We start from the raw sequence: 16776 nt of genomic DNA on the forward strand, positions 1-16776 counted from the left end.
ACTGTACAATCCGCCGCCTGAAAATGGGAATTGGGTGAAAATTTCGGCAAAGCCGGCATAAAACCCGACCTGTTAAGTCAGGATGAAATACACTTCAGACTGAATAGCCTGTTTGGATGACGACATCATCCGCTCCATGCCACCAAGAGAGAATCTGATGAGTTCACAACATACCTCACTGGAAAAACTGAGGAACATTGCCATTATTGCCCACGTTGACCATGGTAAAACCACGCTGGTCGACAAGCTGCTTCAACAGTCCGGCACCCTGGACAGCCGCAAGGGCACGGACGAACGCGTTATGGATTCCAATGCGTTGGAAAAAGAGCGTGGTATTACCATCCTGGCCAAAAATACCGCCATCAACTGGAAAGACTACCGTATCAACATTCTGGATACCCCTGGACACGCCGACTTCGGTGGTGAAGTTGAACGGGTATTGTCTATGGCAGACTCTGTACTGCTGTTGGTCGATGCAGTGGACGGCCCAATGCCACAGACCCGCTTTGTCACGCAAAAAGCCTTTGCTCATGGTCTGAATCCCATTGTGGTCATCAACAAGATTGACCGTCCGGGTGCACGACCTGATTGGGTAATGGATCAGGTTTTTGATTTGTTTGACAACCTGGGTGCCAACGACCAGCAACTGGACTTCCCGGTTGTTTACGCTTCGGCGCTGCAGGGCTGGGCCAGCATGGACGAAAACCAACAGAGCGGCGATATGGAACCTTTGTTCCAGGCCATTGTTGACAAAGTTTCACCCCCGAATGCCGACCCGGAAGGGTCATTACAGATGCAGATCTCCCAGTTGGACTACTCCAGCTACCTGGGCATTATCGGCATTGGTCGCATCAAGCGTGGCCAGGTTAAAGTTAACCAGCAGGTAACCGTAATGGGTGCCGATGGCAAAAAGCGCAACGGTAAAGTGGGTCAGGTATTTGGTTATCTGGGCCTGGACAGATATGAAGCAGAAAGTGCCAGCGCTGGTGACATTGTTGCTATCAGTGGTCTGGGTGAACTGAAAATCTCTGACACCGTTTGTGCAGTGGACAATGTAGAAGCTCTGCCGCCCCTGACCGTTGATGAACCCACGGTAACCATGACCTTCCAGGTTAATACCTCGCCTTTCGCTGGCCAGGACGGTAAATTTGTTACCTCACGTCAGATTCTGGAAAGACTGCAGACCGAACTGAAACACAACGTTGCACTGCGGGTTGAAGAAACGGCTGATCCGGACAAGTTCCGCGTATCCGGCCGTGGTGAGCTGCACTTGGGTGTGCTGATAGAAAACATGCGTCGCGAAGGCTACGAGTTGGCAGTATCCCGCCCGGAAGTGATTCTGCGTAAAGATGGCGAGCAGTTGCTTGAACCCTATGAAACTTTGACGGTAGATATCGAAGAAGAGAATCAGGGCTCCATTATGGAACAGTTGGGTCTGCGCAAAGCAGAAATGCGTGATATGAACCCAGACGGCAAAGGCCGGGTACGCATTGACTTTGTGGTACCCAGCCGCGGTCTGATTGGTTTCCAGACTGACTTTATGACGCTGACCTCTGGTACCGGTCTGATGTACCACACTTTCCTGGAATACGGCCCGCACGCAGGTGGCCGTATCGGTCAACGCAACAACGGCGTATTGATCTCCAACGCCAAAGGTAAGGCACTTGCTTATGCATTGTTTAACCTGCAGGAGCGTGGCCGCTTGTTTATCGGCCATGGTGCGGAAGTATACGAAGGTCAGATTATCGGTATTCACAGCCGCGACAACGATCTGACAGTAAACTGCCTGAAGGGTAAGCAGCTGACCAACATTCGTGCCGCTGGTACGGATGAGGCCCTGACCCTGACGCCACCTATCCGTATGACGTTAGAGCGGGCACTGGAGTTTATTGATGACGACGAGTTGGTGGAAGTCACCCCCAACCATATCCGTCTGCGTAAAAAGCTGCTGACGGAAAATGACCGTAAGCGTGCTTCCAGAAGCGCTGACTAAGAAGAGAAACCCGCACTTGTGCGGGTTTTTTATTTATGTCGCAGTGGCAGGGATGCACATAAGCGACGATATCCTCACATAAAGGATATGCCGACCTGGCACAGAGCACGCATCGGCGATAAGCAGGAATAGCAGATTAATTTCCTTACTGACCCGAAATTCATTTAGATTGAGTTAAGATTCCTTATCATTTGCATGCATTGTTATTAAGGAAGTCAGTATGCTGCGTTTTGCCCTTTTACTCTTAGCCCTGCTCAGTCTGGTTGGTTGTCAGGACGACCTGCCCGATGAGAAACCCTTGATTAGGCCCATTGCCTGGACCGAAGCCACGGCCTCGCCACTGGAACAGGTGCGTCGCTTGTCAGGCACTATGGCGCCAGTGGAAGCGGCCAGCCTGAGTTTTGAAGTAAGCGGCAAGACAGAAAGTGTCAGTGTTAATCTGGGCGAGAACGTCAAGCAAGGCCAGGAACTGGCCAGATTGAATCAACGCAGTTTTACTCTGAGTCTGCAATCCGCCCAGGCCACACTGGAGCAGGCACATGCCAGTTTTACAGAAGCCGAAAACGAATATAAACGCTATGCAGAACTGGTTGAACAAGGTGTGGTATCCAAATCCGGCTTTGACAATGCCAAAGCGGCGTTTGAATCTTCACGCAGTGCCGTGGGCGTGGCCCAGGCTCAGCTTGATATTGCCCGCAAAAATCTGCATGACAGTGTCCTATTAGCGCCCTACGACGGCATAATCACTAAGCGTCGGGTCGAGCCTTCACAACAGATAGCCGCCGGTCAGACCGTGTTTGAGATTGAGGGCGAGCACGGTTTGGAAGTTCGCCTGATGGTGCCGGAAACCATTATTCAGGAATTACAAAATGGTATGGAGCTACCCGTACGCTTCCCCGTCTTACCGGAGCTGGTGCTGAAAGGTCGAATTTCTGAAATCGGAACCCGCGCAGAAGCGGCCAATGCCTTTCCTACTGTTATTACGCTGAATGAACATGATGGCCGTTTGCGTGCCGGTATGACCGCCGAAGTCGACATTACCTTCGACGGTGTGGGTCGCTCAGGTTTTGCCGGTCGCAGCTTACGCGTGCCAGTATCGTCCCTGGCTGCCGATACCGGCAATGCCGTGTATTTGTTTGTTTATGACCCACAGCAACAAAAAGTCTTCAAGCGTCGGGTGCAGACCGAGAATATTATCAATAACGAAGTATATATTTCCGACGGCTTGCAGGAAGGGGAGATAGTCGCCACAGCCGGGGTTGCTTTCCTGCGTGATGGCCAGGCGGTCAGCCTGTTGGATAAGCAAATTCGTCAGTTTAATTAAGGACAGAATGATGAACCTGACGTCTTTGTCATTTACCTATCGCAAAACTGTGCTGATGCTGCTGGTGTTATTCCTGGTTAACGGCTTGATAGCTTATTTTACCTTGCCGGCTCAGGAAGATCCCACTATTACCATCCGTGAGGCCATTGTCAGTACCGCCTACCCGGGTATGGCACCGCAACGGGTTGAAGAGCTGATCACCAAAAAGCTGGAAGAGGAAATTCGCAAGATCCCGGAAGTGAAAAAGCTGACGTCTTCCTCGTCCACCGGGCTGTCGATTATTCATGTAAAAATCTACGACAGATACTTTAACCTGGACAATATCTGGCAGGATCTGCGCAACAAAGTTGAGCAGGCCCAGCGCCATTTGCCGGACGGCACCTATCCGTCACAGGTGAATGACGAATTTGGTGACGTTTCCGTGATTACCCTGGCCCTTACCGCTGATGGTTTTGGTATGGGGGAGATGTACGATGCCGCCAAGCATATCCGCGATACACTGTATGCAGTGGAAGGCACCAAGAAAATTGAAATTTTGGGTCGCCAGGAAGAACGTATTTACCTGCAGGTTTCTAACGCCAGGCTGGCGCAACTTGGCATCTCTCCCCGCCAGCTCATTGCTGAATTACAAAATCAGAACATTATCAGTCCAGGCGGCCAGGTAGACACCGGGCGCAGTAGTTTTGTCATCGAACCGTCCGGAAATTTCCGCTCCGTTGAGGATATCGCCAATACCCACCTGAGTATTCCCGGTAGTGAAGAGTTTATTGCCCTGACCGATGTAGTGGAGATCCAGCGGGGTTACATCGATCCACCGGATAAGCTGGCGTATTTCAATGGTCAACCAGCCATATTCTTCGCCATATCCATGTTGCCGGGCTACAACATTCTCGATTACGCTCCCAAAATGCTCAAACATATCAAGCAGTTGGAAGCTAGTTTACCCATAGGTTATGAGCTGGATATTGCCACTTACCAGGCCGAACAAGTGGCTAAAACCGTATATGGCGTATCGGTGAATGTGCTGCAGACCCTGGCCATCGTTTTGGTGGTAGTGGTGCTGTTTTTGGGTATGCGGACCGGGCTGATTGTTGGCACTATTGTACCCTTCGTGATGTTGGTGACCCTGTCTGTTATGCAGTTCTCCGGCATAAAACTGGAACGCATGAGCCTGGCCACCCTGATTATCGCCCTGGGCCTGTTGGTGGACAACGGCATTGTTATCGCCGAGGATTTCAAACGTCGCCTGGAAGAAGGCGCAGACCGGTTTGACGCCATGTGTCGCGGTGGTAAGGAACTGGCCCTACCGCTGCTGAGTTCTTCAGCCACCACAGTGTTTTTCTTTTTGCCCCTGATGTTGGCAGAACATGTGGCCGGTGAATACACCCGCTCCATATCGCTGGTAATCCTGATTACCCTGTTAAGCAGTTGGGTACTGGCACTGTGTGTCACGCCGACCCTGTGCTACTACTTCGTTAAAGTGCCGGAAGGAAGCAGCCAGGCGCCGAAAAATGGCAAGTGGATTGGCCGCTATGAAGCTTTTCTGCATTGGGTAATGGCGCACAAGTTACTCTTTATGCTGAGTATGTTTGCCTTGTTACTGCTGTCTATTGTCAGTATGAGGCTGGTACCTAAGCAGTTCTTTCCGGATTCTGACCGCACGCAAATCCTGGTTAATGTCGACCTGCCCAAAGGTACGTCATCCAGAGAAACAGACCGACAGATGCGTGACATTTTCACCTGGCTGGAACAAGACAGATACCAGTCTGTAATAGACAGTTATTCCGGCTATGTGGGCTTTAGCGGTCCGCGTTTTGTGTTGTCACTGAACCCCGAAGATCCAGCCGAAAACAAGGGCTTTATCGTGCTTAACGTGCATGAAGGTGTCGACCTGTCTGCCCTGACCCTTGAGCTGGACCGGGCCCTTGAAAGTGACTTCCCCAACATCGCCGCGCGGGTAAAGAAAATGTTCCTGGGTCCGTCGGATTCCAGCATTATAAAAATTCAGGTTAAAGGTCCGGATGAAAACGTCATTTATGCCAAGGCGCAGCAGATTATGGCGCTGCTCAGCGACATTCCACATACCCTGGATGTTCGCAGTGATTGGGAAAACCGTATTGTTAAGATAGAAGTGCAGGTGGACCAGCACCGCGCGCGCCGGGCGGGGCTGACCTCCAGTGATATTGCCACCGCGTTGCAGGGTTATTTCTCGGGGGCAGTTATCACCGAGTTTCGCGAAGGTGACGATATTATCCCGGTTATGCTGCGGGCTGCCGACGCCGAGCGCAGCAATCTTGACCGCCTGCGCACTCTGAATGTCTATTCCGAGAAGACCGGCCTGGCCGTGCCACTGTTCCAGGTTGCCGAGTTTGCCCCGGTCAATCAGTACTCCATCATTCATCGCGAAGATATGTTCCGTACCATCAGCGTAGAAGCGCGCAATACCCATATGGCGGCGGAAGATCTGAAACGTCTGGTAGACCCTAAATTACAACTGTTGGCAGAGGATCTGCCCATCAATCATCATATTGAATATGACGGTGTTATCACTGAGTCAGCCGCTGCACAAAAGGCCCTGAGCGCCAGTATGCCAATGGTGCTGGGCCTGATTTTGATTTTACTGGTGGCACAGTTTAACTCCTTCCGCCGCCCTCTGGTGATTGTGCTGACCATTCCACTGGCGTTTATTGGCGCGGTTATCGGCCTGTTTGCCACTCAGGCCCCCTTTGGCTTTATGGTCTCATTGGGACTGTATAGCCTGGCCGGTATAGTGATTAATAATGCCATCGTGCTGATTGACCGGATTGAAATTGAAAAGGCCGAGGGTAAAACGGACTACCAGGCAATAGTCGCCGCCAGTCTGACCCGACTTCGTCCTATTGCCATGACCACCATCACCACCATTATGGGATTACTGCCGCTGATTATCGGTCGTGACCCGCTGTTTCATGGCATGGCCAGTGTGATTGCCTTTGGTCTGGGAATCGGGACGGTGTTAACCCTTGGAGTGGTGCCGGTGCTCTACGCGGCCTTCTTCAGGGTTAAACGCGCGTAAGTATCAAGGCGCATCATTGCGCCTTTGGTAGGCTCGATAATCCGATTCGATCCGCTTTCGGGTTATCAAGCCTGCGGACGCTCGGATCTGGCCTTGATAAAGGTGCAGACAAGTTCACTCAGAGCCTGGCCGACCACCCGGCTTCCTGCTTCGATGCCCGCAGGGTGGCGCTCCGGTGCCCCCTCGGCCAGATGCAGATATTGAGTATTTGCTTGCGAGGCAATATGGTGCACGTAGTAAAGTGCATCATTCAGATTGACTCCGGCAAAGGTCATTGCACTGCTGGGTAACTCAGAGATAGCATCCACATCTAATTCCAGACCCAGCGGCTTGCCGGATGCCAGTAAGTAGTCGCAGAGGGTTGTCAGAGCCTGCTCAAAACTGAGTTCCCGCCGCCAGCATATCTGCTGGATGCTAAACCACGGAAAACCGGCCTCGCGCAGCGCCTGTAGCGCGTCTGAGGAATTCTTTTGTTCGTGCAATCCCAATACCGCGTAGTGTGACAGATAGCCGTGCTGATAGGCATAGCGAAACGGATTGCCACTATGGCGGCCTTCTAACGGGCGAAAGTCACTATGGGGATCCAGATTCACTACCGCCAACGGCTGCCCGCCTGATTCACTGCAGGCCCGGATAATGCCGTAGGCGTTGTTATGTCCACCGCCGATAACCAGCGGGGTTATTCCAGCGGCAAACACAGGTTTAAGGGCACTGACCAAGCGTCTGTCAATCTCCTCACACTGCGTTCTTAACTCGGCAAGCTCTGTGCTGGCTGGCAGGTCATCACAAATCACTTCGCCAAGCAGCAGAATATTCTCGCCACTTAGACAGCTATTGGCCTGCAAATTAAGGAAAGTTCTCAGAAAGGCTGACCAGCCAAGTTGTGCGCCACCTTTGCCGCAGTTGGCAGTAGGCCCAACCTGTTCAGGTACCCCAACTAGTGCAAAGCGACACCCTGCGGCATACGCCTCGGCATAATCAGCAAAGTTGCCCATGCACTGCACAGCCTGACCCAGTTTTGTCTCACCCGGTCTGGTGTTGCAAAGCTGCAACACTGCTTCGCCATCCAGAAATCGCACCAAGGACATAATGCGTTATTCGATATCCAGTGGCTCTGGGGACAGGATAATACCGGTACTATCGGCGTAAAGGTGATCTTCCGGCAGAAAGGTGACCCCACCGAAATTAACCGCAATGTCGACCTCACCGATTTGTTCATATTCGGCAGAAACCGGAATGGAAGCCAATGCGTGCACGCCTATTTCCATGTCTTCCAGGCTATCCACGTCTCGCACACTGCCATAACAGACAATGCCTTCCCACTCGTTTTCCAGCGCCAACTGTGCGGTGCTGGCATCGATCAAAGCCCGGCGCAGTGAACCGCCACCGTCCACCAGCAGCACTTTGCCCTTACCTGGCTGCTGCAGAACCTTTTCAATCAGGCCCTTGTCCTCAAAACACTTGATTGTAGTGATAGCACCGCCATAGGAGCGACGACCGCCATAGTTAACAAACATGGGTTCTACCACGTCGACACTATCGGCAAACAAGTCACAGAGTTCGGAAGTGTTGTAATCCATGAGGTTTCCATCTGCTTTGGGTGGGTTGCAACCCAGTATACTGTGAGTATTTCCAGGCTGTCCATCTGTTGCAGGAACTCGCAACAGCTAAATTCATCTAAAACTGGCCAAGGCTGGCTTTGGGGCGCATTTGTCACAAAGTCTTCTTGCTTTTGTCACCTTTTATTCACACTAGGTTCTTAGGATTGGCTGGCAAATGAGCAAGGTTTATACAGATATGAACTTATTTGCCCGCGCAGATATACAGCTTTTCTACTGGCTATTTAACAAAACAGCCGGACGGAATTGTACACCGATTCGTTGGATATCCAGAACCGGTGATGGCCACTTGTATCTGTTACTCGGCCTGGTTCTATGGATGTTTGAGCCCACGCATGGCGACCTGTTTCTCTATACTGCTTTGCTGGCCTACGCGCTGGAACTCCCTATATATGTAGTACTGAAGAAACTGTTCAAACGGACCCGTCCGTGCGACCTGCTGCGTAATTTCAGCGCACATATTTCGCCATCAGATAAGTTCAGTCTGCCTTCAGGCCACACCGCAGCGGCGTTCCTGATGGCTTCCCTTATTGCTCACTACTACCCAGGTTTCACATTATTGGTGTACGCCTGGGCCGCCACCATTGGTTTGTCCAGAGTGCTGCTGGGTGTGCATTACCCCAGTGACATTCTGGCCGGAGCCAGTCTGGGGTTGACTATTTCCCTGTTCAGCCTGTCTCTGCTAGCCTGATATCTGTCCGTCTCTGTTGTCCGGGATCCGTCTATTCATGAATCCATTTTGTCGTTTAGAAGCATTAGTTTGTCTATCAGCCCCAGGGAAAGGGAAGCAACCATGAGAATACTTTACGGCGTACAAGGCACTGGTAATGGTCATACAACCCGCGCCAGGGTAATGGCGAAAGCCTTTAATCAGCGGGATGATATTCAGGTGGATTATCTGTTTTCGGGCCGCGATGAAGACCGCTATTTTGACATGCAGGTGTTTGGTGATTATCAGACCCGCAGAGGATTCACCTTTGTCCATCATCAAGGCGCCATAGACCACTGGCGTACCTTTAAGGCATTCAGGCCTGTGCGCTTTATGCGTGATGTGATGTCTCTGGATTTAAGTGGCTATGACCTGGTTATCAACGACTTTGAACCTATTAGTGCCTGGGCAGCAAAGCGGCAGAATGTTCCTTGTATTTCCATCAGCCATCAGGATTCATTCCGACACAATGTGCCTAAGCAGGGAGACAACCTGATTAACCGCTTGGTACTGAAGTATTTTGCGCCATCCAAAATTCAACTGGGGGTGCACTGGTATCACTTTGGTTTTCCCATCATGCCGCCCTTTATTGAAGATGAATACGTGCCTGATTCCGGTGCTGATCATGTATTGGTCTACCTACCGTTTGAGTCAATTGAAGATATTGGCCAGTTTTTGGATCCGCTCAGTGAAGTGAATTTCCTGTGTTTTCATCCCGACATTCGCCAGGATTCGGATCAGGGTCACATTAAGTGGCGTCAAACCAGCAAGGAACGTTTTCATCTGGCCCTGCAATCCGCTAACGGCGTGATAGCCAACGGTGGCTTTGAACTGTCCAGCGAATGTCTTAAATTGGGTAAGAAGCTGTTATTGAAGCCTCTGCATGGCCAGTTTGAACAGCTTTCCAATATTCTTACCCTGGAACAGCTCAGCTTATGCCAAAGTATGTCCAGTCTGGATGTCGAAGAAGTGGAAGCCTGGCTGGAGTTACCAGCGGCAGAGCCCATCGCGTTTCCCAGCGACCCGCAGATCCTGGTGGATTGGTTGTTACAGGGTCAATGGCAGGATACTCAGTCCATTTGCAATCAGCTATGGCAGCAAGTCCAGTTTCCTGAACGACTGAAACGTCATTTGGCCGATTACGAGCCCTTGCAGACACAAAATGAGAAACCGGTGGCCAGTCAGAGCAATCTATAGCACCCGGGGCTCAAAATCTTCGATAAAGGCGTCAACGATTTCACCCGCCTGATCAATGAGTTCGGATTCAAACTTGGCCACATGAAACAGCGCTTCCCCTTCATTGGCTATGGGTATGTTGGACATACCTATAATAATGCCATCAAGAGGGGAGCGGATAGGTACTTCACTATCCCCGTGAGGGTTAGTGGAATAAGCCAGTATCTGATTTTTGCTGACCAGATCACCGAGGCGCACTTTGCTGACAATCAAACCATCCATTTCATTGCGCACCCATTGGCTGCTGTTGGCCACCATAGGTTCAAACTTTTTGCGGCTCCCTCGCCGGTTTGACATACCGAGGCTTTTCATAACATTAAGAATGCCATTCAAACCGGTGCGTATCGAGGTTTCGTCAAAGCGCAATGCCTCACCAGCCTCGTATAATATCGAGTGCACACCCAGCTCAGATGCGCAGGCCCGTAGCGAGCCATCCCTTTCTTTGGCATGCAAAATAACCGGTGCGTGAAACTCTTCCGCCATCTGTAATGCCTGAGGATCCTGTATATCTGTGCGAATTTGCGGCAAATTACTGCGATGAATCGCACCTGTGTGCAGATCAATCAGATGGGTAGCGCGCTGCAACAATTGGCTGTAAAACAAATGCGCCAGCCTGCTACCTAATGCGCCACGCTGTGAGCCTGGAAAGCAACGATTCAGGTCACGTCTGTCCGGCAGATAGCGGGTTTGCTGAATAAAGCCGAACACATTAACAATTGGCACCACCATTAAAGTGCCATTCAGGCGCTTGGGATTGACCTTTTTAATCAGACGCCGACAAATATCAATGCCATTCAGCTCATCACCATGAATGGCCGCACAAACCAGTAATGTGGGCCCGGCCTTCTGACCATGTAACACTTCCACATGCAAATCCATGGGCGTGTCATTGTATAGCCTGGCTGCCGGTAGCTTGATACCGCGCTGACTACCGGCAGGGATACGTTGATCTGCCAGTTCAAAAGCCGGCTGTCTGGCCATCAGCCCTTGCCCCGGGTTCGGGTGCTGTGGGCCTTGGCATTTTTCTCGATAAATTCGATGATCTTATCGGCAATATTTTTACCTGTGGCGGTTTCAATACCTTCCAGACCTGGCGATGAATTGACTTCCATCACCACCGGGCCGTGATTGGAACGCAGAATATCGACACCCGCCACATTCAGCCCCATGGTTCTGGCGGCACGCACTGCGGTACTGCGTTCTTCCGGGGTAAGGCGCACCAGGGAAGCACTGCCGCCGCGGTGTAAGTTGGAGCGGAACTCTCCCGGCTTGGCCTGTCGTTTCATGGCAGCAATCACCTTGTCACCAATAACGAAACAACGAATATCTGCACCACCGGCTTCGCTGATGTATTCCTGTACCATAATATCGGCTTTAAGCCCCATAAAGGCTTCAATCACACTTTCGGCGGCTTTGCGGGTTTCGGCCAACACCACTCCGATACCCTGGGTTCCCTCAAGCAGTTTAATCACCAGCGGTGCACCGCCCACCATCTCAATCAAATCAGGTATATTGCTGGCCTGGTTAGCAAAACCAGTGATAGGTAACCCGATGCCCTTGCGGGATAGTAGTTGCAAAGAGCGCAACTTGTCGCGACTGCGGCTGATGGCCACCGACTCATTCAGCGGGTATACCCCCATCATTTCAAACTGACGAAGCACGGCGGTGCCGTAAAAAGTAATAGATGCACCAATACGCGGGATAATGGCATCAAACTCAGGCAGTTCCTTGCCCTTAATATGTACAGAAGAACTCTGCATATTGATGTTCATGTAGCATTTCAAGGGATCAATCACATGCACTTCATGGCCCCTTGCTTCACCGGCTTCTTTAAGGCGCCTGGTGGAGTACAGACTGTTGTTACGCGAAAGAACGGCGATTCTCATGGTACGAAACCTTGTAATAAAATGATAATGACCCTGGCCTGCAGCAGGCACTGGACCTGAAATACTGTGCAATCCCGGTCGTCAGGCGCCGACGCACGGCAATGTGCCGGCCTCAGTGTGGCAGTCACCTGACGCTTTTTCAATTCAACGGGAAGCGTTTTCCTTTTTGATTTCCTCAGCTTAAAGCTTGGCCAAGCAGATAGGAAGCTTGTGGATCAACCAAAAAACGTCCGCACATGGCCTGTCGCCCCAGCAACATGCGAAAGCGCATGGAATCTCTGTTAGTCAGAGTCAGCTCGATGGGATAACGTTGTCCGCCGATTTCCAGTTCGGTTTCCACCACAAATCGCTCTTCTTCGTGCCCACCCGAGTCTCTCACTTTGCGCCTGTCAACGACTCTGGCTTCGCACACATGTTCAATGTCGTTGTTATCCTGAACCGGGTGCAGGTGAATGCGAATCCATGTCTGCCCATCCCGTTCAAAAGGATCTAATTGAAATGCGTGCAGACAGGATGTTTTCGCGCCTGTATCCACTTTCATCTTAACTTGCTTTATGCCCAATTGGGGTAAACCGCCCCATTCCCTCCAGCCGAGTGTCATCATGTGTTTGTCCTGGATTTAAGCCAAAGGCTTTGTGCTTGCTTAAATTGTGCTGCGATATAGCACGATTGGCAAAAGTTTCCAAAATAAAATCTATTCTGCCCTGTGATTTTGGCAAATATCGCGCCAATGGCAGGCAATTTTATTACACTACCCGCAGTAATTTTCTTCAGCCAGGGCATTGCCGCTGTACTTGCCGGTAAATTGTTCTATCATGCCAGCAAACAACCACCTCTTAGTTTGAGGGGGAACATCTGGTGAATAACCAGGGACAAGGAATTTGCAGGAGAAGTCGTTGTTGAATTCGTTGCGCACTAAACTGACCTTATCTATGCTGATCACCAGCCTTGCCGCAATTAGTGTCATGGCACTGATTACGCCTTGGTTGTTGGAGCAAAGGTTTGTCAATGAAGCCAGGGAAGTGCACTTCAAGGGTTTTGTGCGCGCAATCGAAGAGTTCCGCCAGGATCATCAGGAGTGGGGTGGTCGTCAATCTGCACTTCTGATCAATCAGTATCTAAGCAATCGCCAAGCGGCTCCAATCAGACCAGCCCTTAGCGATCAGCGACCAACAGTTTCCAACAGTTTTCGCTTCGTTCTGACCGATCACCAGGGGTTTGTTTTTCTCCCGTTTTTTGAATATGAATTAGGTCAGCAACTTAGTGCTGAGCAACTGCAACAAGCCAATCCACTGACCCTGGATGGTGAATTAGTCGGGTATGCATTAGGTGGTGGTGAACTTCCGCTTACCGACCAGGATAAGTCCTATTTGCTGATCCAAAGCCGCAGTATGTTGATTGGAGCTGCAGCAGGTCTGGCCGTGACATTGCTGCTAAGTTTAACCATGGGTAGCCAGCTGGTAAAACACTTACAGGCTCTGACCCGGGCAGCCATTGAAATGAGCAAAGGCAACCTGAATCAGCGAGTGCAGGTGGAAGGTAAGGATGAAGTTGCGCTGCTGGCCAGGGAATTCAACCGTATGGCCCAGGAGCTGAATAACACCTACGCTGAGCTTAAAGCGTCCAATGAAACCATCAAAGCTCAGGCGGAAGCCATGCAGGAGCTGTCACTGCGTGATGAGCTGACCAGCCTGCATAATCGTCGCTACTTCAATCAACAATTTCGCTTGATGCATCACCAGGCGATTCGCTATCAGGACGCCCTGGCTTTAGCCTTAGGCGATATTGATAACTTTAAACAAATCAATGACAGATTCTCACACCATATTGGTGACGCCGTGCTAAAGCAGGTCGCAGTGCTGATGCAAAAAGAAATTCGGGAGGCCGACGTGTTAGCCCGATACGGTGGCGAGGAATTTGTGATCCTGATGGCCCATACCGATAAACGCCAGGCAGAGGGTTTAATTGACAGAATCCGTGCCAAGGTAGAAGCCTGGCCCTGGCATCAACTGGCCAGTGAACTGCATGTCACTATCAGCTTCGGTATCAGTGATAAGCTGGACAGCGATTTGGGCCACAGCATGTTGGTTGAGGCTGATAACCGTCTTTATCAGGCCAAGGACCTGGGTCGTAACCGCGTGTGTGTCTGATTTAGCCCAGCTTCAACTTTACCGGTTAGGCTTGCTGACGGCGCTGCTGCCACTGTTTACCACACATATTTGTCTGCTGCTCAGTGGTTATGAGAATTATCTGGCCTGGTGCAACCCCTATTGGCTGGACTGCTATAGCATTAGCGCCACCGGCAGACAGGGCACTGCCTACTTTGTGTTTAAGGGCGGTATGATCACCGCCATGGTGCTGCTGGCGCTATACTGGTTGATCAACCAAGCCTGGCTTCAGGGTCTGACCGGACAAAAAAACAGGGCCCTGGGCTGGTGTGGCGGTCTGGCCAGTGTGGCCTTAATTAGCTACACACTCAGCCTCGGCCATGATGGCAACATTCCCTACCTGCTGCGACGTAGCGGCGTGATCACTTATCTTGGTTTGACTTTTATTTGCCAGTTGCTGCTCGCGTCAACCCTTGCCAGGCAAACAGAAACCCGCACGGATGGTCGTCGCTTATTCGCACTTAGTGCAATGACCTTGCTGTTGGCGCTGTTTTCTCTGTTATTGGACGCCAGCCTGGGCGAGCAGTATCAGAGACTGGAAAATGCGGTGGAATGGGGACTGATATTGATGCTTAATCTGCATGTGCTGCTATCGGTATGGGCATGGAAAAACGCTCAGTTGCAAATACGGCTGCACAACCATACCAAAAGGACCAACACAGGCTAGGGGCTGTTTATCTTTCAAGTATAGATTTTGTTCCAACCCAGTAAAAAAGGGCCCGCAGGCCCTTAACTTTACAAAATAAAACGGCTTAGATCTTCATCTTCCACCAGGCTGTCCAGGTGGCCTTTGACATAGTCGGCATCGATCAGCAATTTCTCGCCCTGTTTTTCAGACGCACTGAAGGAAATGTCTTCCATCAGCTTTTCCATCACCGTATGCAATCGTCTGGCCCCAATGTTTTCGGTACGCTCGTTGACTTGCCAGGCCGCCTGCGCAATGCGCTCAATACCATCCTGAGTAAACTCTACTTCCACCCCTTCGGTACGCATAAGCTCCGAATACTGCTCGGTTAGTGAGGCATTAGGTTCGGTCAGAATACGAATAAAGTCATTGGCAGTAAGCGCACTCAGTTCTACCCTGATGGGCAATCGACCTTGCAGCTCCGGAATTAAATCCGATGGTTTGGCCATCTGAAACGCGCCAGAGGCAATAAACAGAATATGATCGGTTTTCACCATACCGTGCTTGGTACTGACGGTTGAGCCTTCCACCAGTGGTAGCAGGTCACGCTGCACGCCTTCGCGGGAAACGTCAGCGCCACTGGTATTTTCCCTTTTACAGATTTTGTCTATCTCATCAATAAATACGATGCCGTTCTGCTCAACGTTATACAGCGCTTTCTCTTTCAGATCTTCCTGATTCACCAAACGCGCAGCTTCTTCCTCAATCAACAGCTTAAAGGCTTCTTTGACCTTTAACTTCTTCTTCTTTTTGTGGGAACCGGACAGGTTCTGGAACATGCTTTGCAGCTGGTTGGTCATCTCTTCCATGCCGGGTGGGGCCATAATTTCCACCCCCATCTGCGGCAGCGCTACATCCACATCGATTTCTTTGTCGTCCAACTGCCCTTCACGCAGTTTCTTACGAAACGCCTGGCGCGTGCCCTTGTCCTGGCCTTCTTCACGTTCACCCCAGACATTTTCAGGACGGGGTAGCAGGGCATCCAGTACGCGCTCCTCGGCCGCTTCCTCAGCACGGTAGCGTACTTTGGCCATTTCCTGTTCTTTGGTCATCTTCACCGAGATATCGGCCAGGTCGCGAATGATGGCTTCCACTTCCTTACCTACATACCCCACTTCAGTAAACTTAGTTGCTTCTACTTTAATAAATGGGGCGTTTGCCAGTTTGGCCAGGCGACGGGCGATTTCGGTTTTACCCACCCCGGTTGGGCCAATCATCAGGATATTTTTGGGGGTGACTTCATGACGCAGCTCTTCATTCAATTGCATACGTCGCCAGCGGTTACGCAAGGCGATGGCCACGGCACGTTTGGCACCCTGCTGGCCGATAATATGGCGGTCCAGTTCGTGGACAATTTCTCTGGGGGTCATTTCCGACATGGATAAACCTTATATTGCAAAATTTATGGGTATCAGGGTGCCTAAGCAGTTCAGGCCCCCTGAAAATTGATCAGTAATCCAGTTGCTCAACGGTATGATTGTGGTTGGTGAACACACAGATATCACCCGCAATGGTCAGGCTCTTTTCGGCGATTTCACGAGCACTGAGTTCGGTATTTTGCAGCAAAGCGGTTGCCGCAGCCTGAGCAAAAGGGCCACCCGAGCCAATGGCGATTAAATCCATTTCAGGCTGCAATACGTCACCGTTACCGGTAATAATCAGCGACGCGGTTTCATCAGCCACCGCCAGCAATGCTTCCAGACGCCTTAACATTCGGTCAGTACGCCAGTCTTTAGCCAATTCCACCGCAGCACGCATCAGATGCCCCTGATGAATTTCCAATTTGGATTCAAAGCGCTCAAACAAGGTAAACGCATCCGCCGTACCACCGGCAAATCCAGCCAGAACTTTGTTCTGATAAAGGCGGCGAACTTTTCTGGCATTGCCCTTCATTACGGTATTGCCAAGAGACACCTGGCCGTCGCCAGCGATGACAACCTGATTATTGCGCCTAACTGAAACTATCGTAGTCACCCGGACTCCTTAAGAATTCGTATCCGTCTGGCGGATATTCATATGAGATTAGCCTGTATTTGGGGTTGAGCAGAGAATTTTCAAGTGAAACAAATGGCCTCATTGAATCACCAGACTGACACTGAAT

14 protein-coding genes are annotated in these 16776 nt (G+C 51.0%); 7 read left to right on the forward strand and 7 right to left on the reverse strand.

Annotated elements, in window-relative coordinates:
* Positions 1–157: 157 nt before the first annotated feature.
* The 3 genes from typA (at position 158) to CSR04_RS02130 (ending at position 6372) form a co-directional block, all read left to right on the forward strand.
* Entirely contained in the window at positions 158–1993 is a 1836-nt protein-coding gene (typA, locus tag CSR04_RS02120; protein ID WP_102794574.1) for a translational GTPase TypA, read from the forward strand.
* A gap of 220 nt (positions 1994–2213) precedes the next feature.
* Positions 2214–3317, forward strand: a complete 1104-nt coding sequence (locus CSR04_RS02125) for an efflux RND transporter periplasmic adaptor subunit (RefSeq protein ID WP_102794575.1) — start codon at positions 2214–2216, stop codon at positions 3315–3317.
* Positions 3318–3327: 10 nt separating this feature from the next.
* Positions 3328–6372, forward strand: coding sequence for an efflux RND transporter permease subunit (locus CSR04_RS02130; protein WP_102794576.1), 3045 nt, complete (start codon positions 3328–3330; stop codon positions 6370–6372).
* A gap of 65 nt (positions 6373–6437) precedes the next feature.
* On the opposite strand, the gene CSR04_RS02135 is transcribed toward CSR04_RS02130, so the two are convergent.
* A complete protein-coding gene (locus CSR04_RS02135; protein ID WP_102794577.1) occupies positions 6438–7460 on the reverse strand; it encodes a formimidoylglutamase in 1023 nt (340 codons plus the stop codon).
* 6 nt (positions 7461–7466) lie between these two features.
* Positions 7467–7952: a ribonuclease E activity regulator RraA gene (gene rraA, locus CSR04_RS02140; protein WP_102794578.1), complete on the reverse strand. Its 486-nt coding sequence runs from the start codon at positions 7950–7952 to the stop codon at positions 7467–7469.
* A gap of 217 nt (positions 7953–8169) precedes the next feature.
* On the opposite strand from rraA, the gene CSR04_RS02145 reads away from it, so the two are divergent.
* Both CSR04_RS02145 and CSR04_RS02150 read left to right on the forward strand, forming a co-directional pair.
* Positions 8170–8682: a phosphatase PAP2 family protein gene (locus tag CSR04_RS02145; RefSeq protein ID WP_102794856.1), complete on the forward strand. Its 513-nt coding sequence runs from the start codon at positions 8170–8172 to the stop codon at positions 8680–8682.
* A gap of 102 nt (positions 8683–8784) precedes the next feature.
* Positions 8785–9897, forward strand: coding sequence for an MJ1255/VC2487 family glycosyltransferase (locus tag CSR04_RS02150; RefSeq protein ID WP_102794579.1), 1113 nt, complete (start codon positions 8785–8787; stop codon positions 9895–9897).
* On the opposite strand, the gene CSR04_RS02155 is transcribed toward CSR04_RS02150, so the two are convergent.
* The 3 genes from CSR04_RS02155 to CSR04_RS02165 all read right to left on the reverse strand — a co-directional run bounded on the left by CSR04_RS02155 (position 9892) and on the right by CSR04_RS02165 (position 12426).
* On the reverse strand, positions 9892–10920 hold the full coding sequence (locus CSR04_RS02155; RefSeq protein WP_102794580.1) for a succinylglutamate desuccinylase/aspartoacylase family protein: 1029 nt from the start codon (positions 10918–10920) through the stop codon (positions 9892–9894). The genes CSR04_RS02150 and CSR04_RS02155 overlap by 6 nt on opposite strands.
* Entirely contained in the window at positions 10917–11822 is a 906-nt protein-coding gene (gene rimK / locus CSR04_RS02160) for a 30S ribosomal protein S6--L-glutamate ligase (protein ID WP_102794581.1), read from the reverse strand. The genes CSR04_RS02155 and rimK overlap by 4 nt, the downstream gene beginning before the upstream one ends.
* 175 nt (positions 11823–11997) lie before the next feature.
* On the reverse strand, positions 11998–12426 hold the full coding sequence (locus CSR04_RS02165; protein ID WP_102794582.1) for an ATP-dependent zinc protease family protein: 429 nt from the start codon (positions 12424–12426) through the stop codon (positions 11998–12000).
* 292 nt (positions 12427–12718) lie between these two features.
* On the opposite strand from CSR04_RS02165, the gene CSR04_RS02175 reads away from it, so the two are divergent.
* Positions 12719–13972 carry a GGDEF domain-containing protein gene (locus tag CSR04_RS02175; RefSeq protein WP_102794584.1) on the forward strand — a complete coding sequence of 418 codons (1254 nt, stop codon included), beginning with the start codon at positions 12719–12721 and terminating at the stop codon, positions 13970–13972.
* Positions 13965–14657 carry a hypothetical protein gene (locus tag CSR04_RS02180; RefSeq protein ID WP_102794585.1) on the forward strand — a complete coding sequence of 231 codons (693 nt, stop codon included), beginning with the start codon at positions 13965–13967 and terminating at the stop codon, positions 14655–14657. Before CSR04_RS02175 ends, CSR04_RS02180 begins: the two co-directional genes overlap by 8 nt.
* 68 nt (positions 14658–14725) lie before the next feature.
* Here CSR04_RS02180 and hslU read toward each other — a convergent pair whose 3' ends face one another.
* Together hslU and hslV are read right to left on the reverse strand one after the other, a co-directional pair.
* Positions 14726–16054 carry an ATP-dependent protease ATPase subunit HslU gene (hslU, locus tag CSR04_RS02185; RefSeq protein WP_102794586.1) on the reverse strand — a complete coding sequence of 443 codons (1329 nt, stop codon included), beginning with the start codon at positions 16052–16054 and terminating at the stop codon, positions 14726–14728.
* A 70-nt stretch (positions 16055–16124) separates the two neighbouring features.
* Complete coding sequence (gene hslV / locus CSR04_RS02190; RefSeq protein WP_102794587.1) at positions 16125–16649, reverse strand: ATP-dependent protease subunit HslV; 525 nt, start codon at positions 16647–16649, stop codon at positions 16125–16127.
* Between the last annotated feature and the right edge of the window lie 127 nt (positions 16650–16776).

The organism is Bowmanella denitrificans (assembly GCF_002887595.1).
Lineage (GTDB): Bacteria > Pseudomonadota > Gammaproteobacteria > Enterobacterales > Alteromonadaceae > Bowmanella > Bowmanella denitrificans.

Bases quoted from the DNA above. Each gene is read 5' to 3' on its own strand.
- typA (WP_102794574.1), top strand. From the start codon at position 158: ATGAGTTCACAACATACCTCACTGGAAAAACTGAGGAACATTGCCATT.
- CSR04_RS02125 (WP_102794575.1), top strand. From the start codon at position 2,214: ATGCTGCGTTTTGCCCTTTTACTCTTAGCCCTGCTCAGTCTGGTTGGT.
- CSR04_RS02130 (WP_102794576.1), top strand. From the start codon at position 3,328: ATGAACCTGACGTCTTTGTCATTTACCTATCGCAAAACTGTGCTGATG.
- CSR04_RS02135 (WP_102794577.1), bottom strand. From the start codon at position 7,460: ATGTCCTTGGTGCGATTTCTGGATGGCGAAGCAGTGTTGCAGCTTTGC.
- rraA (WP_102794578.1), bottom strand. From the start codon at position 7,952: ATGGATTACAACACTTCCGAACTCTGTGACTTGTTTGCCGATAGTGTC.
- CSR04_RS02145 (WP_102794856.1), top strand. From the start codon at position 8,170: ATGAACTTATTTGCCCGCGCAGATATACAGCTTTTCTACTGGCTATTT.
- CSR04_RS02150 (WP_102794579.1), top strand. From the start codon at position 8,785: ATGAGAATACTTTACGGCGTACAAGGCACTGGTAATGGTCATACAACC.
- rimK (WP_102794581.1), bottom strand. From the start codon at position 11,822: ATGAGAATCGCCGTTCTTTCGCGTAACAACAGTCTGTACTCCACCAGG.
- CSR04_RS02165 (WP_102794582.1), bottom strand. From the start codon at position 12,426: ATGATGACACTCGGCTGGAGGGAATGGGGCGGTTTACCCCAATTGGGC.
- hslU (WP_102794586.1), bottom strand. From the start codon at position 16,054: ATGTCGGAAATGACCCCCAGAGAAATTGTCCACGAACTGGACCGCCAT.